The sequence below is a fragment of the Amycolatopsis sp. cg13 genome, assembly GCF_041346965.1.
In the GTDB taxonomy this organism is placed as follows: Bacteria; Actinomycetota; Actinomycetes; order Mycobacteriales; family Pseudonocardiaceae; genus Amycolatopsis.
Genome location: NZ_CP166848.1, coordinates 3,897,372 through 3,918,567 on the forward strand (window position 1 = coordinate 3,897,372; position 21,196 = coordinate 3,918,567).

Genomic DNA, 21,196 nt, shown 5'->3' on the forward strand with positions numbered 1-21,196 from the left:
CCCTGGACCGCGCCTGGTGAGGGCGGGTTCACACCCGGGAGGCGCTCAGCTCCACTCCGGCTTCCGCGACCGTCCGAGCAGCTCCGCGCCCGCCTGCCGCGGGTCGACGCCCTCGTGGCACACCCGGTACATCGCGTCAGTGATCGGCATGTCGACCCCGGCCCGCTGCGCCAGTTCCCGGATCGACGAGCACGACGCGACCCCCTCCGCGACCTGTCCGCCGGTCGCCGACTGTGCCTCGGCCAGCGTTTCGCCGCGACCGAGCCGTTCGCCGAAGGTGCGGTTGCGCGACAACGGCGACGAGCACGTCGCCACCAGGTCGCCGAGCCCGGCGAGACCGGCGAAGGTCAGCGGGTCCGCGCCGAGTTTCGCGCCGAGCCGCGCCATTTCGGCGAGACCGCGCGTGATGAGCGTGGCCATCGTGTTCGCGCCCAAGCCCATCCCGGCGGCCATCCCGCAGCTGAGCGCGATCACGTTCTTGCACGCGCCGCCCAGCTCGCAGCCCACCACGTCGGTGTTGGTGTAGGGCCGGAAATACTGATTCGACGTCGCCTGCTGCACCGCTTTCGCCCGCTCGTGATCGGCACACGCGAGCACCGCGGCGGCAGGCTGTCCGTCGGCGATCTCGCGGGCCAGGTTCGGCCCGGACACCACCACGATCTCGCCCGGATCGACGCGAGCGAGTTCGGCGATCACCTCGCTCATCCGCTTGAGCGTGCCCAGTTCCACGCCCTTGGCCAGGCTGACCAGGATCGCCTCGGGCGGCAGCAGCGGCTGCCAGCCGGTGAGGTTCGCGCGCAGGCTCTGGCTCGGCACCCCGAGCACCACCGCCTGCGCGCCGTCCAAAGCCGCGGCCGCGTCGGCGGTCGCGGTGATCCGCTCCGGCAACGGCGTTCCCGGCAGATACGACTCGTTGGTGTGCCGCTCCCGGATCTCCTCCGCGACGCTTTCCCGGCGCGCCCACATCGTGACGTCCCGGCCCGCGTCGCCGAGCACCTTCGCGAACGCGGTGCCCCACGAACCCGCGCCGAGCACGGTGACCCGTTGCACGTCAGCGGCGAAACCCGCCATCAGGCACCGTCCTCCGGCTTCTCGGTCTCCGATGCTGCGTCAGACTCCGGCTTCTTCACCGGCGGCTCCTCCTGCCGGATCTCCACCAGCAACCGGGTCACCTCGTCCATCAGCACGGCGGTGACCTCGCGCAGCATCGAGGCGCTGCGCGGGTTCCCGCCGCGGTACGCGGACAGGTCGATCGGGTCGCCGACCAGGTGCGTCACCGTCTTGCGCGGGAACGGCGTGAACTTCTTGGTGTAGCCGTTGAAGATCTTGTTCGTGCCCCAGCGCGCGATCGGGATCACCGGCACGTCGTTCTGCAGCGCCAGCCGCGCCGCGCCGCTGTAGGCCTCCTTCGGCCAGCCCAGCGGGTCCTTCGTGATGGTGCCCTCGGGGTAGATCACGATGACCTTGCCCTCCTCGATCGCCTGGTGCGCGGCCTTGAGGCTGTCGCCGGCCGCGCTCGACCCGCGCGCCACCGGGATCTGCCCGGAGCCGGTCACGATCCGGCCGAAGATCGGCACGTCCTTGAGGCTCGCCTTGAGGAAGAACCGCGGCACCCGCTTCTGCCGGTGCACGAACACCGCGTCGACCGCCGGGTCGAGGTGCGAGATGTGGTTCATCACCAGGATCGCGGGCCCTTCCCGGGGGATTTTCTCCGCGCCGAGGTACACCCGTTTGCCGATCGCGGTCAGCGGGTAGAACGCGGCGGCGGCCAGCCCCACCCAGAATCCGCCCTTCTCACGCCGTGCCACAGTTCTCCTCCTCGGGTCGCCTCTGCTCCGGGTGATCCTGCCGCCCGCGGGTTCGCGCAGTCCAGGGAGGGTGCGCTCATGCACGCGTCCGGCGGGTTTCGGGTAAAGATGGACAGGTGGACGCAGACCTGGTCATGCCGCTGAAACCGCCGCGCACGGGCAAGTCCCGGCTGCGCGGGGCGGTCGCCGCGCACCGGCACGCCGAACTGGTGCTGGCGCTGGCCTGCGACACCCTCGCCGCGATCACGTCGGTCGCCGGGGTCCGGCGCGTGCTCGTCGTCACCGCCGATCCGGCCGCGCTGTCCGAATTGGCCGGTCTCGGCGTCGAACTGGTCGCCGAACCGGCGGGCGGCGGGCTCAACGAAGCGTTGCGGCACGGCGCGGAGCTGCTGCGCGCGGACGCGCCGGACGGAGTAGTCGGCGCGCTCCAAGCGGATCTCCCCGCGTTGCGCGCGGTGGATTTGGAACAGGCGCTGACCGAAGCCGCGGGCCGCCGCGCCGTGGTGTTCGACCGGCAAGGCACCGGGACCACGCTGTTGCTGTCCGCTCCGGGAAAACCGCTCGACCCGCGGTTCGGCGCCGGCTCCGCGGAACTGCATCGCGCGTCCGGTGCGATTCCGCTCACCCAGGCGCTGCCTTCGCTGCGCAGCGACGTCGACACCGAAGATGATCTCCGCCACGCCGCGAAGCTCGGTCTCGGGAAGCGCACCGCGGCATTACTCCCGGCCGAACGGGCGCAATCGCGCTGACGTGTTCACTCGACCTTCATCGCGGCCTGCGCAAACCGCGGCTTCGTAGTGAACAATGGGCAGCGTGAGCACAGAAGACGGCAGCACTCCGGCCCGGCGGCGCGTGAAGAGCGGCAGCAGCGCGACCCCCTCGTCCCCGGCCCCGCGCTCCGCGGGCAGGAAGGCGACCTCGCGCGGGAACGCCGACTCCGCCGCGGCCCGTCAGGCGAAACCCAAGGCAGCTTCGGCGGAAGACAACGCCAAACCGGCCAAGCGCAAGCCCGCCGCGTCGAGCGCACTGCGCACCACGGCGAAGAAACCCCCCGCGCCGCCCGCCGTCACCAAGGCCGCCGTGCGGCCGCGCCGGACCACGACCGAGAGCGGCGAGGAATTCCGCTCCGTTCCGTCGGCCCCGCCCGCCGTCACGTCCGCGCCCACCGCCGTCGAGTCGCTTCCCGACGACCGTTATTTCAACCGCGAGCTGTCCTGGCTCGACTTCAACGCCCGCGTGCTCGCGCTGGCCGAGGACGAATCGCAGCCGCTGCTCGAGCGCGCGAAGTTCCTCGCCATTTTCGCGTCCAATTTGGACGAGTTCTACATGGTCCGGGTCGCCGGGCTGAAACGGCGCGACGGCACCGGCCTGTCGGTGCGCAGCGCGGACGGGCTCACGCCGCGCGAACAGCTGGACTACATCGCCAAGCGCAACCAGGACCTGGTCGAGCGGCACACCGCCGCGTTCGAGGACCACCTGCGCCCGCAATTGGCCGAGCAGGACATCCGGCTCGTCGGCTGGGCCGACCTGTCCGGGGCCGACCAGCTCCGGCTGTCGAGCTACTTCTCCGAGCAGATCTTCCCCGTGCTCACCCCGCTCGCGGTCGACCCGGCACACCCGTTCCCGTACATCTCGGGGCTGTCGCTCAACCTCGCGGTCACCGTGCGAGACCCGCAAGGCGGGCTCGAACGGTTCGCGCGCGTGAAGGTGCCGAGCAACGTGCCGCGGCTGATGCGCGTGGAAACCGAACGCGGCAGCCGGACCGCCACCTTCCTTCCGCTCGAGGAACTGATCTCCGCGCACCTGAGCGATCTGTTCACCGGCATGGAGGTGACCGAGCACCACGTCTTCCGCGTCACCCGCAACGCCGACTTCGAGGTCGAGGAAGACCGCGACGAGGACCTTTTGCAGGCGCTGGAACGCGAGCTGGCGCAACGCCGGTTCGGCCCGCCGGTGCGGCTCGAGGTCGCGCAGGACATGAGCGAGCACATGCTCGAACTGCTGCTGCGCGAGCTGGAAGTCGACCCTGAGGACGTCGTCGAGGTGCCTGGGCTGCTCGACCTCACCTGTCTGTTCCAGCTGTCCGGGGTCGACCGCAAGGAATTGAAGGACCGGCCGTTCGTGCCCGCGACGCATCCGGCGTTCGGCGAACGCGAGACGCCCAAGAGCGTTTTCGCGACGCTGCGCGAGGGCGACGTCCTGGTGCACCACCCGTACGATTCGTTCTCCACGAGCGTGCAGCGGTTCATCGAACAGGCCGCGGCCGATTCGAAGGTGCTGGCGATCAAGCAGACGCTGTACCGGACGTCCGGCGATTCGCCGATCGTGGACGCGCTGATCGACGCCGCCGAGGCGGGCAAGCAGGTCGTGGCGCTGGTGGAGATCAAGGCGCGGTTCGACGAGCAGGCCAACATCACCTGGGCGCGCACGCTGGAACGCGCGGGCGTGCACGTCGTGTACGGCTTGGTGGGCCTCAAAACGCACTGCAAGGTGTCGATGGTGGTGCGGCAGGAGGGGTCGACCATCCGCCGCTACTGCCACATCGGCACCGGCAACTACAACCCGAAGACCGCGCGGCTGTACGAAGACCTCGGCCTGCTCACCGCGGACCCGAGCATCGGCGCGGACATCACGGACCTGTTCAACGTCCTCACCGGCTACTCGCGCCAGGACACCTACCGCACGATCCTCACGTCGCCGCACGGCATCCGCCGCGGCATCGTGCGCGCGATCGGCGAGGAGATCGAACTCGCGCGCGCCGGGCTCGAAGCGGGCATCCGGATCAAGTGCAACTCGCTCGTCGACGAGCAGGTGATCGACGCGCTGTACCACGCTTCCCAAGCCGGCGTTCCGGTCGACGTGGTGGTGCGCGGGATCTGCTCGCTGAAGCCGGGCGTCGAAGGCTTGAGCGAGAACATCCGCGTCCGCTCGATCCTCGGCCGGTTCCTCGAGCATTCGCGGGTGTTCCACTTCCGCGCGGGCGGCACGCACTGGATCGGCAGCGCGGACATGATGCACCGCAACCTCGACCGCCGGATCGAGGCGCTGGTGCGGGTCAAGGACCCGAGGCTGACGCGGCAGCTGGACGACGTGTTCGATTCGGCGCTCGATCCGCACACGCGCTGCTGGGTGCTCAGTTCCTCAGGCGAATGGCAGCCGTTCCCCGCCGCCGGTTCGCAGGTGCGCGACCACCAGCTCGAACTCGCGAAGCGGCACGGGGCCGTCGGATGAGCGTGGACGTCCGGGCCGCCGGCGCGGTGCTCTGGCGCCGCGCCGGGGACGGGTTCGAGGTCGCCCTCGTGCACCGGCCCCGCTACGACGATTGGTCGCTGCCGAAGGGAAAGGTCGACCCCGGCGAGACGATCGCGGCCACCGCGGTGCGCGAGATCGCCGAGGAGACCGGATTCCGCGCGGTGCTGGGCCGCTATGTCGCGCAGACGAGGTACGAGGTCCCCGCGAAGAACAATGGGCGGCTGCTGAACAAGAGCGTCGACTACTTCAGCGGCGAAGCCGTTTCCGGAGCCTTCGAGCCCAACGAAGAGGTCGACGAACTGCGCTGGCTGGACCCGGTCGCGGCCGAGCAGCTGCTCACGCGACCGGCGGATGTCCGGGTGCTGCGCGAGTTCTGCGCCCTCCCGCCCGCGCCGACGACCGTGTTGCTGGTGCGCCACGCCAAAGCGGGCAAACGCGAAGACTGGACCGGAGACGACGACCTCCGCCCGCTCTCTGAGGCGGGTCAACGCCAAGCCGCGGCACTGCGAGACCTGCTGCCGCTCTTCGGCCCCGACCGGGTGTTCTCCGCCCCGCGGCTGCGGTGCGTGCAGACCGTCGGCGGAGTCGCGGACGCACTCGGCGTCGAGGTCGCGCACGAGCCGCTGCTGTCGGAAGAGGGTTACTGGCCCGACCCCCTGCTGGGAATCCGCCGCCTGCTGGCGATCGCGGCCGAGGGAGGCACTCCCCTCATCAGCAGCCAGGGCGGGGTGATCCCGGACCTGGTGAGCGCTCTGGCCGACCGGGACGGCCTTGAGCTGCCCGCCGCCCGCGACGGAGTGGTGCCGAGCAAGAAGGGCTCGCTGTGGGTCCTGTCGTTCTGTCCCGGCGACGACGGACCGGTTCTGGTGGGCGCGGATTATTACCCGAGCCCCCTTCCCGCTCCGGTGCCCTCGGCAAGCTGATCTTTTCGCGGGGCCCGGCGTCGCTTCGGCGGCGCCGGGCCCTTCTCATAAGCGCGGCTGCCCGCCATTCGCCGGGCCGCGGATTCTATAGAGACCGATATTGCTGAGCGGCGCTCAGGACTTATCCCCGGTCCCGGCATAAGCGACGTCCGAGACAGCCCCTCGGGAGGGTTTAATTACCCCGGCGGGGATTTATCTGCGGCCGTCGGATTAGCCAATCCGATTGCCTTCCCGGCCCGGCTCGGCAGGCGGCCGCGACCGTCTGGAACTGTTGTCTTATCAGCAATCCGGCGGGTTCTTTTCGCGGGCTTCGCAGCTCTCCGACCTCGGGAAACGCTGTCTTCCCGCTGCCACAACGGCATCGGGCCGCAACGCCGCGACCCCCTGCGGCGCAGCGAGTTCTCGATCTCCGCACACTTGCCCTGCCCGGCAATCCGGCAGCCGCAACAGCTCCGCGCCCGCCTGCCCTGCTGGCTCAGCAGCCCGCCGTCACAACCGTTTCTCCTCCAGCCCGACATCCCCGAGCCGTCGCACCCAGCCGGGCCCCCGAAACCTCAGCCCCGCAACACCTCGGTCCGCCCCTGCCCGTCCTTCGCGCAGCCAGCCCCGCGCGATCTCGCGACCCTCCAGCACAACAGCTCAGCCCGGCTCACCTCCCCGCCGGACCCCGCCCAGCCGAAACCTCAACCCCCGCAACACCTGGCCCGCCCCGCGAAACCCAGCCCCACCACACCGTTTCCACCCGTCCACCCGTCCAGCCCCACAAGCCTCCGGAAACGCGGCAGGGCCCCGACCTCACCCGAGGTCGGGGCCCTGCCGCGAAGCAACGAATACCGGGGCTACTTCTTCTTGGCCGCCGAAGTCCGCTTCGCCGGGGCCTTCTTGGCCGCGGCCGTGGTCTTCTTCGCTGCCGCAGTGGTCTTGGCGGCAGGCTTGGCGGCTGCCTTCGCCCGCGTGGTGGTGGCGGCCTTCGGGGCCGCCTTGGCGCGCGTGGTGGTCGACTTCGCGGCCGTCGCACGCGTCGTCGTCTTCGCCGCGGCGGCCTTGGCGGGAGCCTTGGCCGCGGTGGCGCGGGTGCGCGTGGCAGCGGGCTTCGCCGCCGTGGCACGGGTGCTGCGCGTGGCGGTCGTCGACGCGGCGCGAGTGGTGGTGGCGCGCGCGGTGGTACCGGTGGCCCGCTTCGCCGCCGTGGCCTTCGGCAGCTTCTTCGAACCGGAAATCACGTCCTTGAACGTGGTGCCCGCGCGGAACGCCGGAACGTTCGTCTTCTTCACCCGCACGGTTTCGCCGGTGCGCGGGTTCCGCGCGGTGCGGGCGGCCCGAGCGCGCTTCTCGAACACCCCGAAGCCGGTGATGTTCACCTTCTCGCCCTTGTTGACCGTCCGGATGATGATGTCGACGAGACCGTCGACGGCCTCCGAAGCAACCTTTTTGTCGCCCAAACGCTCCGACAGCGCCTCGATCAGCTGGGCCTTGTTGGCCATTCCAGTCCCTCCAAGAAGAACTCTTCGTCCACGGCCAGGTCGGCCGGCTAACGCACACGGTATTACCAAGACAGCACAAATTCCAAACGGCACGCGAAATTTTCCCTTGCGGCGGGAACGGTTCCGCCCTCCCGAAGGACCCGTTTCCGGTCTTGGGAGGTGCCGTTTGGCGTGGGCGAAGAGCGGGTCCGCCGGGGCCGGATTCCCTTTCCGAGCAGGGAATCCAGCCCCGGCGGAGCAGATCAGGAGGTGGCGGCGGGAAGCGTCGCGGGCTTCCACGAAGGCCGCTGGGACTCGAACGCGTCGATGTCCCCCGCGTGGCGCAGAGTCAGCGCGATGTCGTCGAGCCCTTCGAGCAGCCGCCAGCGGACGTAGTCGTCGATCTGGAACGGCGCGGTGAAGTCCTTGGCCCGCACAGTCTTGGCTTCGAGGTCCACCGACACCTCGGTGCCGGGCTCGTTCTCCAGCAGCTTCCAGAGCAGTTCGACATCCGACTGCTCGCACTGCGCGGCGACGAGGCCGCCCTTGCCGGAGTTGCCGCGGAAGATGTCGGCGAACCGGGACGAGATGACGACCCGGAAGCCGTAGTCCATCAACGCCCACACGGCGTGCTCGCGCGACGAACCGGTCCCGAAGTCCGGTCCGGCGACGAGCACGGAGCCGTTCTTGAACGGTTCCTGATTGAGGATGAAGTCGTCCTGCGCGCGCCAGGCGGCGAACAGCCCGTCCTCGAATCCGGTGCGGGTCACGCGCTTGAGGTAGACGGCCGGGATGATCTGGTCAGTGTCCACGTTGGACCTGCGCAGCGGGACCCCGATCCCGGTGTGCTGGGTGAACGGTTCCATGGTGGGAGCTCCTCTCCGGGAAGTCAGGCGGGCAGGTCGGCGGGCGAGGACAGCGTCCCGCGCACGGCGGTGGCGGCGGCCACGAGCGGCGAGACGAGGTGCGTGCGCCCGCCCTTGCCCTGCCGTCCCTCGAAGTTGCGGTTGGAGGTGGACGCGCTGCGCTCGCCGGGGGCGAGCTGGTCCGGGTTCATCCCGAGACACATGGAGCAGCCCGCCTGCCGCCATTCGGCTCCCGCCTCGGAGAAGATCTTGTCCAGGCCTTCCTCCTCGGCGGTCTTGCGCACCCGCATCGAACCGGGCACCACGAGCATCCGGACCGAATCGGCCACCTTCCGCCCGCGCAGCACCTCCGCCGCGGCGCGCAGGTCCTCGATCCGGCCGTTGGTGCAGGAGCCGAGAAAGACCGTGTCCACGGCGATCTCGCGCAGCGGGGTGCCCGGCTTCAGATCCATATAGGACAGCGCCTTCTCGGCGGCGAAGCGCGCGTTCTCGTCGGGGATCGCGGCCGGGTCCGGCACGGAATCGCCCAGCGGCAGGCCCTGTCCGGGGTTGGTGCCCCACGTCACGAACGGCGTCAGCTGGTCCGCGTCGAGGTGGACTTCGGCGTCGAATTCCGCGCCCTCGTCGGTGCGCAGTTCGCGCCAGGCGGCGACGGCGGCGTCCCAGTCCTCGCCCTTCGGCGCGTGCGGACGGCCCTTGAGGTAGGCGAAGGTCGTTTCGTCCGGCGCGATCATGCCGGCGCGCGCGCCCGCCTCGATCGACATGTTGCAGATGGTCATCCGGGCTTCCATCGACAGCTCTTCGATGGCCTTGCCGCGGTACTCCAGGACGTAGCCCTGACCGCCGCCGGTGCCGATTTTGGCGATCACCGCGAGGATCACGTCCTTCGCCGTGACGCCCGGCTGCAGCGAGCCGTCGACGTTGATCGCCATCGTCTTGAACGGCCGCAGCGGCAGGGTCTGGGTGGCGAGCACGTGCTCGACCTCGGAAGTGCCGATGCCGAACGCCATCGCGCCGAACGCGCCGTGCGTCGAGGTGTGACTGTCGCCGCACACCACGGTGGTTCCGGGCTGGGTCAGCCCGAGCTGCGGTCCGATCACGTGCACGATGCCCTGTTCGGCGTCGCCCATCGGGTGCAGCCGGACGCCGAACTCCTTGCAGTTGCGGCGAAGCGTGTCGACCTGGGTGCGGGACACCGGGTCGGCGATCGGGAGGTCGATGTCCACCGTGGGGACGTTGTGGTCCTCGGTGGCGATGGTGAGGTCGGGGCGGCGCACCGGCCGCCCGGCCAGCCGCAGCCCGTCGAACGCCTGCGGGCTGGTCACTTCGTGCACCAGGTGGAGGTCGATGTAGAGCAGATCCGGTTCGGCGCCTTCGCCTCGGCGCACGAGGTGGCTGTCCCACACCTTCTCCGCCAGCGTACGAGCCTTGCCGGTGGGGCTGGTCATCTCCGGCTCCTTCCTCGGGATCGGCCGGGAGCACGGAACCCGGACGGTGCCGGTGAGGAGGGGGCAGCCGCGGCTGTCCGCGGCTCCGGGTTTCGTTTTTCCCAGATTCTGGACTTCCCACAGTGCGGGAAGATAGTATCGCGTCGTGGGACAGCATAGCGGTATCGGAGTACTGGACAAAGCCGTGGCCGTGCTGCAGGCCGTCGCCGAGGACCCGTGCGGGCTGGCGGAACTCTGCACGCGCACCGGGCTTCCTCGCGCGACCGCGCACCGGCTCGCGGTCGGGCTCGAAGTGCATCGCCTGTTGCGGCGAGGGCCGGACGGGCGCTGGCGGCCGGGCACCGCGCTCGCCGAACTCGCGGGCGGCTCGACCGACCCGTTGCTCGACGCGGCGAGTTCGGTGCTGCCGAAGCTTCGCGACATCACCGGCGAAAGCGTTCAGCTTTACCGGCGCGACGGCGTGCAGCGCGTGTGCGTTTCGACCGCGGAACCGCCGAGCGGTTTGCGCGACACGGTTCCGATCGGTTCGCGCCTGCCGATGACGGCGGGCTCGGGCGCGAAGGTCCTTGCCGCGTGGTCGGATCCGCACACGCAGCGGACGATCCTCGCCGACGCGGTTTACGGCGAACGCACTCTGCTCGAAGTGCGCCGCCGCGGGTGGGCCCAAAGCGTCGCCGAACGCGAGCCGGGCGTCGCGAGCGTTTCGGCCCCGGTGCGCGATTCCTCCGGCACGGTCGTGGCGGCGGTGTCGGTCTCCGGGCCGATCGAACGCATAGGGCGCAAGCCCGGCGCGCGGTGGGCCGCGGATCTCCTCGCCGCCGCCGACGCTCTCCAGGAACGCCTCTGACGCCCCGCTCCCACCACGCGCCAACCCCCAGGCCGCCTCTCCGCCGCTCCGGCGGGAGGCGGCCTTTTTCGTACCGCCGATCCGCACCCGACGCGGCTTCCATCGAACGCACCCCGCGCAAAGCACACCGCAGCTAGGCCTAAAGCGTCGCCGAACAAGAACCGGGCGCCGCGAACGTTCCGCCTCCCCCGTTGCGAGACCCCTTCGGCACAGCGGTCGTGCCGGTCTCCGAACCGATCGAACACATCGGCCGCAAACCCGGCGCGCGATCAGCAGCCAGCCGACTCGCCCGGGAAGCCCCTGCCGCCCCGCTTCAATCCCCAGCCGCCTCTCCGCCCAGTGCGCCGCCGAACGAGAACCCGGAGCCGCGAACGTTCCGACCCGGTGCGCGATTCCCCCGGCAGAGTCACCGCCGCGGCCTTGGTCTCCGGACCAAACGAACGCATCAGACCCAAACCCGGCGCGGGATCAGCAGCCCGGCTCTGCACTCCGAGAACTCCTCTGCCGCCAAGCCCAACCCCTCGGCCTCCTCTCCACCGCACCCGCGGGAGACGACCTTTTCGCGCACCGGCAACCCTCCCCGACGCGGCACACGCCGAACGCACTCCGCGCGAAACACACCGCGGCTCGACCCCGAACCGCCCCCGAACCCGGCACCGCGAACGTTTCCGCCCCCCGTGCGCGATTCCCCCGGCGCAGTCGCCGCGCGGCCTTGGCCCCGGACCCGATCGAACGGATGAGACCCAAACCCGGCACCCGATCGGCAGCGGCCCGCCTCGCCGACGACCCGCTCGAGGAACCCCTGACGCCGCGCACCAACCCAGAGCGCCTCCCGCCACGCCCGTGGGGGACAGCGTTTTTCGCGCGGTTTTCGATCGTCCTCAGTAGACCGTCCGGCCGCTTCGGGGGTCGTCGCGGCGGCCGCGCGCGACCCCGCCGGAGAACCTCAAGAAGAGGCAAAACCGCAGGACAGCGGGTGTCTACATGCGACTTTGCCGATGCCGCAAGCACTCTCGCGGGTCTTCCGGCCAGTGAAAGAATCCGGAGCCGCGAGCCTTCCGAGGGCCGTCGGCAATCCGGACGCGGCAACGAAAAAGGCAGGTCCCGATTGGACTTGCGAAGTCTATGGGTGATAATGACTGCGTTCGGCCTGTATGGCCGTATAAAACAAGTTCTGGTTGGAGGAACTGGAATGGCCAACAAGGCCCAGCTGATCGAAGCTCTGTCGGAGCGCATCGGCGACAAGAAGGCAGCCGCGGAAGCCGTCGACGGTCTCGTCGACATCATCATCCGCACCGTCCACAAGGGCGAAAAGGTCACCATCACCGGCTTCGGCGTCTTCGAGAAGCGCGCGCGTGCCGCCCGCACCGCTCGCAACCCGCGCACCGGCGAAGCCGTGCGGGTCAAGAAGACCAACGTTCCGGCGTTCCGCGCGGGCACCACGTTCAAGGACGTCATCTCCGGCTCGAAGAAGCTGCCGAAGGCGACTGCCGTGAAGCGTGCGACCGCCAGCACCGCGAAGGCGACCGCCACCCGCGCCACGGCGACGACCACCACTCGCGCCAAGGCCGCCGCCGCCAAGCCGGCCGCGACCCGCACCCGCGCCACCGCGGCCAAGGCTCCCGCCAAGGCCACCGCCGCGAAGGCCACCACCACCCGCGCCAAGGCGACCGCCACCAAGGCCACCGCGGCCAAGGCGGCTCCGAAGGCCACCACCACGCGGGCGAAGGCCGCTGCCAAGCCGGCCGCCAAGAAGACCACGGCGACCGCGAAGAAGGCTCCGGCCAAGCGCACCTCGGCCGCGAAGAAGAAGTAACTCCGGCTTTCCGGAACCTGAAGACAAGCCCCGCCCGGCTTCTCCCCGGGCGGGGCTTGTCGCATCTCTGCCCGTTTTTCCCGCCCCGGAGGCACTGTCCGGCAGCCGGGGTCGCCTGACTCGGCCACCCGCACGCGTGAGCGCCGCCGATTTCGAAGCGGCAGAAGAGCGTTGCGGCGACCGCTCTCAAGATCCGTTGGCACGCTTGCCCGTCCGGATGCCGAGTGCCGTGAGCGGGCCTGGGGCCCCTCCGCGGGCATTGTCCCCGCCGGACCACATCCGCGCAGCGCGAAGGAAATCGAGGGAAGGCCGCAGCGTTTTCCTGATCACACCGGCCATCTCGCGCGCGTCTCCGATCGATCACCTGTTCCCCCAAGCAACTGCGAACGTCCGCGCGAAGCGGTCTTCGGGGTTTCCTTGCTGTGCCCGGTTCGCCACCTTGCGTGGCCGTCAGGTGTCGGCAATCACCCAGGCCACGCACGGTCCACAACAGACTTTCGGGTTGTTATGCGAACGTGACAACCACACACTGTGGCCACGCGTAATCCAGTCGGGCGAACAGACGAATCCGGACTGGTTTCGCCAGCGCACACCGGCTTTTCCCGATCGCCGCACTGGTGTCTCTGCGGCGGGCGCGCCGCGTCGGCGAAAGTGGGTGCCGGGCCACGAAAACCGGCCGTCATCGGTGAACCGGTCGCGCGATCGGCTCCGATCAGTGTTGGTCTATGCAATCATGTCGCCCGGCAAAGGACCCCGAATGCGAGAACATGAGACGACTGTGCCGATAGTTCGTGTGGAGAAGCTGTACAAAGTGTTCGGCCGCCGGGCGGAAGAGGCGGTCGGCAAGCTGGAGAACGGCGCCGATCGCGCCGAATTGGAGCTGCCCGGCGTGACCGCGGCGGTGATCGACGCCTCCTTCACCGTGGAGCGCGGCGAAATTTTCGTGGTGATGGGGCTGTCCGGTTCGGGCAAGTCGACCCTGCTGCGCACGTTGAACGGATTGCTCCCGGCCACTTCCGGCCGGGTCCTGGTCGACGACATCGACCTCACCGACAAGTCCGCCGCGCAGGTGCGCGAACTGCGCCAGCGGCGGATGAGCATGGTGTTCCAGCACTTCGCGCTGTTCCCGCACCGGACGGTCGCGGAGAACGTCGCCTACGGGCTGAGCGTGCAGAACGCGCCGCGCGAGCGGCAGCGCGAACGCACCGCCGAAGCGCTGGAGATGGTCGGGCTCACCGGATGGGAGGACCGGTTGCCCGGTCAGCTTTCCGGCGGGATGCGCCAGCGCGTCGGCCTCGCCCGCGCGCTGGCCGCGGACACCGAGATCCTGCTGATGGACGAGGCGTTCAGCGCGCTGGACCCGTTGATCCGCAAGGAGATGCAGGACCAGCTCCTGATGCTGCAGCGGCAGCTGGGCAAGACGATCGTGTTCATCACGCACGACCTCAACGAGGCCATGCGCCTCGGCGACCGGATCGCGATGATGCGCGACGGCCGGATCGTGCAGGTGTCGACCGCGCAGGAAATGCTCACGGAACCGGCCGACGACTACGTCGCGAAGTTCGTGCGCGACGTCGACCGCACCCGGGTGCTCACCGCGTCCGCCGTGATGAAGCCCGCGGAAATCTCGTTCACCCCGGCGACAACGCCCGCCGAAGCGCTGGAAACGATGCGCCGGAACGAACTCGCCGGCGTGCTGGTGACCGAGGACGGCAAGTTCGCCGGCGCGGTCGACCGGCGCGCGGTGAGCGAAGCCGCCGGCCAGGGCACGGAAACGATCGCCGGAATCGTCGACCGGTCCGCCGCCCGCACCGGCCCGGAAACGCAGATGGCCGACCTGTTCGGCCACGCCGCGTCCGCGCCCGCGCCGCTCGCGGTGGTCGACGCCGACGGCGCGCTGCTCGGCATGGTGACCCGCGAGGCGCTGCTGAACGCGCTGAGCACAGGAGAAAACGACGACCAGGAGGTGAACGCCCGTGTCTGACAACGTCCTCGTCGGCGACCTGCCGCAGATTCCCGTCGGCACCTGGTTCAAGGCGATCATCGACTGGCTGCAGGGCAACATCGGCCCGTTCTTCGATTTCGTCGACAAGATCGTCAACGGCGCGGTCACCGGGCTCGCCTCGGGACTGACCTGGCTGCCGTGGCCGGTGCTGGTCGTGGTGTTCGCCGGGCTCGGCTGGTGGCTGCGCGGCTGGAAGTTCGGCCTCGGCTCGGCGATCGGGTTCGCGCTCATCGACAGCCTGCGCGAATTCCCGTCCGCGATGCAGACGCTGTCGCAGGTGCTGATTTCCGGCGTGGTCGCGGTGGCGATCGCGGTGCCGGTCGGGATCGCGGCCGCGCGCAACGAAACGGTGAGCCGGATCGTGAAGCCGGTACTGGACTTCATGCAGACGCTGCCCGCGTTCGTCTACCTGATCCCGGTCATTTTCTTCTTCTCGATCGGCCCGGTGCCGGGCGTGGTGGCGACCGTCGTGTTCTCGCTGCCGCCGGGCGTGCGGCTGACCGAACTCGGCATCCGCCAGGTCGACCCGGAAATGGTCGAGGCGGGCGAGGCGTTCGGCTCGCCGCCGGGGCGGATCCTGCGGGAGATCCAGATCCCGCTCGCGATGCCGTCGATCATGGCCGGCATCAACCAGATCATCATGCTGTCGCTGTCGATGGTCGTGATCTCCGGCATGGTCGGCGCGCCCGGGCTCGGCGCCGAGGTGTACGCGGCGGTCACGAGCCTGAAGCTGGACCTGGGTTTCAACGCCGGTCTCGGCGTTGTCGTGCTGGCCATCTATCTCGACCGGCTCACTTCCTCGCTGGGGGCGCGCTCCGCGGTGGGCCGCGCCCTTCGCCGGGCCGACGCGGCCTGATCCACCTCCACCGCAACGAGAAAGGACGAACGAGTGCGCACTTCGAAACGGCTCAGCCGGATCTTCGCCGTGGGCGCCGCCGTGACGGCCCTGGTCGGCCTCACCGCGGCGTGCGGCGGCCGGGAGTCCCAGTCGGGCAACAGCCAGGAAGCCAAGAGCGTCACCATCGGCTACATCAACTGGGACGAGGACGTCGCCCTCACCAACCTGTACCAGGCGGTGCTGGAGGAGAAGGGCTACAAGGTCAAGACACAGATGCTCGACGTCGGCCCGATCTACGCGGGCCTCGCGAAGGGCGACGTCGACCTGTTCCTCGACTCGTGGCTGCCCGCGACGCACAAGCAGTACTGGGACCAGTACAAGGACAAGCTCGAAGACCTCGGCGTCTGGTACGACAACGCGACCCTCAACCTCGCGGTGCCGGACTACGTGAACGACGTCAACAGCATCGCCGACCTCAAGGACAAGGCGAGCATGTTCGGCGGCAAGATCACCGGCATCGAGGCGAGCGCGGGCGAGACCGGCATCGTGCAGAAGGACGCGATCCCGCAGTACGGCCTCGACGGCGCGATGACCCTGCAGAACTCGTCGACCACCGCGATGCTGGCCGCGCTCGACAGCTCGATCAAGGCGAAGAAGCCGATCGTCGTGACGCTGTGGCACCCGCACTGGGCGTACTCGCGCTACCAGCTCAAGGATCTCAAGGACCCGAAGGGCGCCATGGGCAAGGGCGAGCAGATCCACGCGCTGGGCCGCAAGGGCTTCGACAAGGACTTCCCGGCGCTCGCCGGCGTGGCCAAGAAGCTGAAGATGTCGGACGCGGACCTCGGTTCGCTCGAGGACGCGATCCAGAAGGCCCCGAAGGGCCAGGAAAAGACCGCCGCGAAGCAGTGGGCGGATCAGCACAAGCAGTTCGTGGACCAGGCTTTCGCCGGTCTCTGAGCCAGCTCTGGACGACCCCGCCTCCCGTTCTCCGGGACGGCGGGGTCGTTTCTTTTTCAACCGCGCGGGGCAGTTGATGAGGCCCTATTCGCCCTGATTCGTTGCCCAGCACGGTTATCGAGCGGAATCCGCCGCAGGATACGGCACACTGGTCGCATGTCTCGCGCGCCGATTCCTGCCCGCACCGACGACGTCGACGCGGTCACCGAAGCCGTGCTCACCGCTTCCCGCCTGCTAGTCGCCGTGTCCGCGCGGTCGATCGCCTCGGCCGGAGACCTCATCACCGTGCCGCAATTCCGGCTGCTGGTGGTGCTGCATTCCCGCGGTCCGCTGAAACAGGCCGCGCTCGCCGAGCATCTCAGCGTCACGCCTTCCACCGCGAGCCGGATGATCGACCGCCTGGTCGCGGTCGCGCTGGTCGCCCGATTGGGCAATCCGTCGTCCCGGCGCGAGGTCGTCATCGAACTCACCCAGGAGGGCGACCGAATCGTCCGCGTCGTCACCCATCGACGGCGTCGCGAAATCGCCGCCATCGTGGAGAAAATGCCCGAATCCGCCCGCCGCGGCCTGGTCGACGCCCTGACCGCGTTCGCCGAGGCCGGCGGCGAACCCCCGGCCGGCAATCCCGCCGACGCGGTTTGGGTCTAAATTTCCGCCGCCACCGCACGAATCCCGTCGGTCACCTCTTTCGCCGACGGTGCTTCCTCCGGGTCAAGCAGCCACTGCACCATCAGCCCGATCACCAACGCGCTCTGCACCGCCCCGCCTTTGCGAGCCTCCCGCAACCCTTGCACGAGATGCTCGCGCACGTCCGGCGACCGCTCCGCCTGTACCAGCGCTTCCAGCTGAGCCACCCACAACGCCCGATGCTCACTGAAGCTGCCGATCATCCGCTTCAACCCTTGCTCGGACATGTCGAACGACGAATCCGCCACCTCGCCGCCGAGCTCGTCAACCGCAGCCACGAGCGCCTGCGTCAACAACGCGTCCCGCGACCCGAAGTGATACCCGATAGCCGCGTGACTGACCCCCGCCGCGGCCGCGATGTCGCGCACCGTCGTGTTGCCCCAGCCCCGCTCGACCAAGCACCGCTTCGCCCCGGCCAGCAGATCCTCGCGATTGCCCATGGGCGCAGCCTAGCTTGCCCGCTTGGTTTGACCAAATGGTTTGACCAAATGGACAAATCTGGTCTACGTTCGCCTCATGAACGTCCTCATCTCCGGCGCCGGCGTGGCCGGCACGACCCTCGCCGAACTCCTCACCCGCTCCGGCCACCGCGTGACGCTCGTCGAACGCGCCCCCACCCTCCGGCACACCGGCTACGCCGTGGATTTCCGCGGTGCCGCCTTCGATGTCCTGTCCGAACTGGGCATCCTCGACGCGGTCCGCCGCCACGACACGAAAATGACCGGAACCGCCATCCTCGACCGCGACGGCACCCAGGTAGACCATCTCCCCGCCGAAGCTTTCGCCGGTGAGCTGGAGGTACCGAAACACGTCTTGAACGAGCTGCTGTACGAGCTGACTGTCGATCATGTCGAGTACCGCTTCGGCACCTCGATCACGTCGCTGACGCAAACTGAGGCCGCAGTAACCGCCGAACTCACCGACGGCTCCGCGGAGGCCTACGACCTGGTCTTCGGCGCCGACGGCGTCTACTCGAAAGTCCGCCAACTGGCCTTCGCCCCGCACTCAGCGGCGCTGCACCACCTAGGCCTCTCCGGGGCGGGCTTCACCATGCCCAACTTCCTGGCCCTGGACCACAGCGGACTCCTCCGTGCCTTCAATGGCACCGCGGTGTACCTGTTCAACTCAGCGGATCCGGACCGTCTCACCGTGAGCCTGTCCTTCGGAACTCCTTCGGGAGCCCTAGACCGCCTCCCCAGAGCCGACCAGGAAGCCGCGACGCGCACCGCTTTCGCCGGTGACACCTGGCACACCCCTCGGTTGCTGGACGCGATGTCGGAGGCTTCGGACTTCTACTTCAGCTCGAATGCGCAAGTGCATTTGGACAGCTGGTCGACCGGCCGAATCGCCCTGCTGGGAGACGCCGGATACTGCGCCGCACCCGCGGCAGGCATGGGCACTTCCCAAGCCCTGCTCGGCGCGCGCTCACTGGCCCGTCATCTGGCGATCGCGGATCACGCGGAGGCTTTCGCCCGGTACGAAGCCGAACTCCGCCCATATGTCACGGAAAACCAGGCCAACGGCCGCTCCGCAGCCGCGATGTTCGGCTGCGCACAGGAGAATTGAGCCGGACTTCCCTGCGCGAGCCGGTGGCTTCCCTGCGCGCGGCCGGCGGCTTCCTTGCCACAGGCCTGCCGCTCCTACAGCCTTCGCTCGCCTTCAACTCTCGGCTTTTGCTGGCCCACAGCGCTTTGCGCCCGCCGTCCCCAGCCATCGCTTGCCAATAACGCTTTTCGCCAGCCGCCCCCGGTCATCGCTGGCCTACAGCGCTTTGCGCCCGCCGCCCCCGGTCATCGCTGGCCCACAGCGCTTTCCGCCAGCCTCCCCCAGCCATTGCTTGCCTATAGCGCTTTGTGCCAGCCGCTCGCCCACGGTCCCCCTTGCCGCGCTGGCCGCAGTCTCGGCCCGCAGCCGCCCCGCACGAGTGCACAACTCCCCTCATCCCCCAGAGCCCTCGCCCCGCGCCGGCACGAAATTCCGGCCGCCCCAAGCCCGCCACGCAGCTCCCGCTCACGGCACTTGCCCTCAGCCCTCGCGGGCAACTCGCCTCGGCCAGCCCCAAAGCACCCTTGCCCGCCCGCAGCATCAAGCCGGCTTTGCCAGCCCGTAGTCCCCCAGCCGCCGAGCGCCCACCGCCCCGCCGCAACCCCGCCCACGCCCAGGCCCACTCCCCGGTGGCCCGCACACCGCAACCGGCGTCACACAGCGAGACCCCGCGGGGCACCCGACCTCATCCCCACGAGCCCCGCCCGCCCCACCAACCCCGGTATTTCCCCATAAACACAACAAAACCCGGTTGATCAAAAAGATCAACCGGGCTGGCTGTACCCCCGATGGGATTCGAACCCACGCTACCGGCGTGAGAGGCCGGCGTCCTAGGCCGCTAGACGACGGGGGCTTAGGAACTTCCCCGTTTCCGGGGCTTTTCTTGCGAGAGAGAACTTACCAGAAGCGATTTCGCACTTCCGAGAGGGGGTCCTCTCTGCAGCTGGGGTACCAGGACTCGAACCTAGACTAACTGGACCAGAACCAGTCGTGCTGCCAATTACACCATACCCCAGTGAGGTACTTTCCCGGTTGCCCAGGTCAGTGCCGCACGAGAAGAAATACTAGAACATCCCGCCGCGGACCGTCGCAGCGGGGGTCCCCGCCGTCCTCGGAGCGGGCACGCCGACGGTCGCGTACTCCGAAACCAGCAGCTCAGGAAGCTCGTCGAGGCCCGTCACCGTGTGTACTCCCTCGGGCGCGCGCTCGCCGGTGCGACTGGTCCCGTCGCGATCGAGCCACACCGCGCCGAGCCCGGCGTCGAACGCGCCGATGGCGTCGGTGTCGAGCTTGTCCCCGACGTGCACCGTGCGTTCCGGCGGGCAGTCCAGCGCCAAGCACACCGAGTGGAACATCACCGGATCGGGTTTCGCGACCCCGACCTCGCCCGCGATCGCGACGTGGTCGAAAAACGGCGCGAGCCCGAGTTCCGCGATTTTCTGCCGCTGATGAACCCCTGAGGCGTTCGTCACGGCAGCGAGCTGCAGTCCAGCGGCGCGCAGCCATTCAAGACAAGGAAGAACATCATCGAATAACCGCCAGGACCGCGCCAAAATCTCCCGCCGGCGCGCCTCGAACGCGCTCACTTGCGCGGAATCCCCGAAGATCCCCAACTCGGCGAGGAAACATTCAGTGCGCCGGTGATGCATCACGTCGTAGCCGAGCTTCCCGGCGACAACGAGCGCGACGTGCTCCTCGGTGATCAAATCCCACAACGGCCAGAGGTCGTCGCGCCCGGTAAGCGCATGCAAGGTGCGGCGGATCGCCGCGGTGCAATCGATCAACGTGTCATCGATGTCGAGGCAAACCAGGCTCAGCTCAGGAGGCGCCCACGGTTCGCGGCCGGCAGCGGCCGGCGGGGCAGTACGAGCGCGCGCAAGAGCGGCCGGGGCGAAATCCACCCCGTGAGGCTAGGGCACTCGCCGCGTTCGCAACGCGGCCAAAAAGGTGATTACCTCCGAGCCGTTGCCGCTGACCGGCTCTACTGCCGGTGCACAAAGTGTCCGCCCGGTGACGTTCACCACCGCCCCAGAGGGCCGAGCGGGTGAAAGCCGGTTACTCCACACTCCCCCGAGAACTTACAAATTCCGGACGATCTCCACAGCCGCCCGCGCCGCCCCTCGCTGCCCTGCCGCCGGAAAACCCTGTCACCCCAACCTTTTCCCGCCGCAGAACCCTCCCGACTGGACTCTGCCGCCCGCCAAAGCAACAACAGCCACACATAGGTTCCGCCGCCGAACTAACCCGCCCGAAATCTTTTCCCGAAAAATATCGGCACTCCGCTCTTTCCATCCCGGACGGCAGCGTCCCCATCGCTCTCCCGAGATCCACATACGCGAACCACACACCATTACGCGAACTCCCCACATTCTGGTCCTCGCACGACAACATCAACTCCCCTGCTGAAACTCCCCTGCTGACACCAACGAGCCGCACTTCCCACTTCCGCAATCCCTCTCCGCTCATCCGCGGTGCCCTCCCCCACTTCCGTCTCACGACGTCGCCGCCCACGCCCCACCCACCGCGCCCGACTGCCACCACCACATCCCTCCTCCTGAGGGCTCCCGGCCACATCCCCGCTGAAGCCTTCGCCAGCCCCGCCTCGACCACGACACCCCAACGCGCCTCCCGGCCCTCAGCGACCACGAACACACCCCATCGGCCGACTTGACGCCCCGTCCGCCCAGGTGCATCCTCAAGTTATTCAACAAACGATGAATAAGAGGGGAGCTGAGAAA

17 protein-coding genes and 2 tRNA genes are annotated in these 21,196 nt (G+C 68.9%); 10 read left to right on the forward strand and 9 right to left on the reverse strand.

Annotated features, from left to right (window positions below; all coding sequences use genetic code 11):
• Window positions 1–45: 45 nt before the first annotated feature.
• Window positions 46–1,071 (reverse strand): NAD(P)H-dependent glycerol-3-phosphate dehydrogenase, encoded by a 1,026-nt coding sequence (locus AB5I40_RS17770; protein WP_370939626.1) that lies wholly within the window; start codon window positions 1,069–1,071, stop codon window positions 46–48.
• Complete coding sequence (locus tag AB5I40_RS17775; RefSeq protein ID WP_370939627.1) at window positions 1,071–1,808, reverse strand: lysophospholipid acyltransferase family protein; 738 nt, start codon at window positions 1,806–1,808, stop codon at window positions 1,071–1,073. Before AB5I40_RS17775 ends, AB5I40_RS17770 begins: the two co-directional genes overlap by 1 nt.
• A gap of 116 nt (window positions 1,809–1,924) precedes the next feature.
• Between AB5I40_RS17775 and cofC the strand changes: the two genes are divergently transcribed.
• Genes cofC through AB5I40_RS17790 form a run of 3 tightly spaced genes read left to right on the forward strand, consistent with a single transcriptional unit; the run spans window position 1,925 to window position 5,983 of the window.
• Window positions 1,925–2,557: a 2-phospho-L-lactate guanylyltransferase gene (gene cofC / locus AB5I40_RS17780; RefSeq protein ID WP_370939628.1), complete on the forward strand. Its 633-nt coding sequence runs from the start codon at window positions 1,925–1,927 to the stop codon at window positions 2,555–2,557.
• A gap of 55 nt (window positions 2,558–2,612) precedes the next feature.
• Window positions 2,613–5,039: an RNA degradosome polyphosphate kinase gene (locus tag AB5I40_RS17785; protein WP_370939629.1), complete on the forward strand. Its 2,427-nt coding sequence runs from the start codon at window positions 2,613–2,615 to the stop codon at window positions 5,037–5,039.
• Window positions 5,036–5,983 carry an NUDIX domain-containing protein gene (locus tag AB5I40_RS17790; protein ID WP_370939630.1) on the forward strand — a complete coding sequence of 316 codons (948 nt, stop codon included), beginning with the start codon at window positions 5,036–5,038 and terminating at the stop codon, window positions 5,981–5,983. Before AB5I40_RS17785 ends, AB5I40_RS17790 begins: the two co-directional genes overlap by 4 nt.
• Window positions 5,984–6,822: 839 nt before the next feature.
• Here the strand turns inward: AB5I40_RS17790 and AB5I40_RS17795 are convergent.
• The 3 genes from AB5I40_RS17795 to leuC form a co-directional block, all read right to left on the reverse strand.
• Entirely contained in the window at window positions 6,823–7,467 is a 645-nt protein-coding gene (locus AB5I40_RS17795) for an HU family DNA-binding protein (RefSeq protein ID WP_370939631.1), read from the reverse strand.
• A 242-nt stretch (window positions 7,468–7,709) separates the two neighbouring features.
• Window positions 7,710–8,312: a 3-isopropylmalate dehydratase small subunit gene (gene leuD / locus AB5I40_RS17800; protein WP_370939632.1), complete on the reverse strand. Its 603-nt coding sequence runs from the start codon at window positions 8,310–8,312 to the stop codon at window positions 7,710–7,712.
• 23 nt (window positions 8,313–8,335) lie between these two features.
• The gene (gene leuC, locus AB5I40_RS17805) at window positions 8,336–9,760 is read right to left on the reverse strand and encodes a 3-isopropylmalate dehydratase large subunit (RefSeq protein ID WP_370939633.1); all 1,425 of its coding nucleotides are present in this window, start codon (window positions 9,758–9,760) and stop codon (window positions 8,336–8,338) included.
• A 145-nt stretch (window positions 9,761–9,905) separates the two neighbouring features.
• On the opposite strand from leuC, the gene AB5I40_RS17810 reads away from it, so the two are divergent.
• From AB5I40_RS17810 to AB5I40_RS17835, 6 genes are all read left to right on the forward strand, one after another.
• On the forward strand, window positions 9,906–10,607 hold the full coding sequence (locus AB5I40_RS17810) for an IclR family transcriptional regulator (protein WP_009074079.1): 702 nt from the start codon (window positions 9,906–9,908) through the stop codon (window positions 10,605–10,607).
• Between the two features lie 1,192 nt (window positions 10,608–11,799).
• Complete coding sequence (locus tag AB5I40_RS17815; RefSeq protein WP_116206583.1) at window positions 11,800–12,423, forward strand: HU family DNA-binding protein; 624 nt, start codon at window positions 11,800–11,802, stop codon at window positions 12,421–12,423.
• Window positions 12,424–13,180: 757 nt separating this feature from the next.
• Window positions 13,181–14,407: a glycine betaine/L-proline ABC transporter ATP-binding protein gene (locus AB5I40_RS17820; protein WP_370939634.1), complete on the forward strand. Its 1,227-nt coding sequence runs from the start codon at window positions 13,181–13,183 to the stop codon at window positions 14,405–14,407.
• Window positions 14,400–15,284: an ABC transporter permease subunit gene (locus AB5I40_RS17825; RefSeq protein ID WP_354739274.1), complete on the forward strand. Its 885-nt coding sequence runs from the start codon at window positions 14,400–14,402 to the stop codon at window positions 15,282–15,284. Before AB5I40_RS17820 ends, AB5I40_RS17825 begins: the two co-directional genes overlap by 8 nt.
• 33 nt (window positions 15,285–15,317) lie before the next feature.
• Window positions 15,318–16,226, forward strand: coding sequence for a glycine betaine ABC transporter substrate-binding protein (locus tag AB5I40_RS17830; RefSeq protein ID WP_370939635.1), 909 nt, complete (start codon window positions 15,318–15,320; stop codon window positions 16,224–16,226).
• A 156-nt stretch (window positions 16,227–16,382) separates the two neighbouring features.
• Window positions 16,383–16,874, forward strand: coding sequence for a MarR family winged helix-turn-helix transcriptional regulator (locus AB5I40_RS17835; protein WP_370939636.1), 492 nt, complete (start codon window positions 16,383–16,385; stop codon window positions 16,872–16,874).
• Here the strand turns inward: AB5I40_RS17835 and AB5I40_RS17840 are convergent.
• Window positions 16,871–17,353, reverse strand: coding sequence for a TetR family transcriptional regulator (locus AB5I40_RS17840; protein WP_370939637.1), 483 nt, complete (start codon window positions 17,351–17,353; stop codon window positions 16,871–16,873). The genes AB5I40_RS17835 and AB5I40_RS17840 overlap by 4 nt on opposite strands.
• Window positions 17,354–17,429: 76 nt before the next feature.
• Between AB5I40_RS17840 and AB5I40_RS17845 the strand changes: the two genes are divergently transcribed.
• Window positions 17,430–18,479, forward strand: coding sequence for an FAD-dependent monooxygenase (locus AB5I40_RS17845; protein ID WP_370939638.1), 1,050 nt, complete (start codon window positions 17,430–17,432; stop codon window positions 18,477–18,479).
• A gap of 759 nt (window positions 18,480–19,238) precedes the next feature.
• On the opposite strand, the gene AB5I40_RS17850 is transcribed toward AB5I40_RS17845, so the two are convergent.
• The 3 genes from AB5I40_RS17850 to AB5I40_RS17860 all read right to left on the reverse strand — a co-directional run bounded on the left by AB5I40_RS17850 (window position 19,239) and on the right by AB5I40_RS17860 (window position 20,359).
• Window positions 19,239–19,311 (reverse strand) — tRNA-Glu (locus tag AB5I40_RS17850).
• Window positions 19,312–19,401: 90 nt separating this feature from the next.
• Window positions 19,402–19,473 (reverse strand) — tRNA-Gln (locus tag AB5I40_RS17855).
• Between the two features lie 49 nt (window positions 19,474–19,522).
• A complete protein-coding gene (locus AB5I40_RS17860; RefSeq protein WP_370939639.1) occupies window positions 19,523–20,359 on the reverse strand; it encodes an HAD family hydrolase in 837 nt (278 codons plus the stop codon).
• Window positions 20,360–21,196 lie beyond the last annotated feature (837 nt).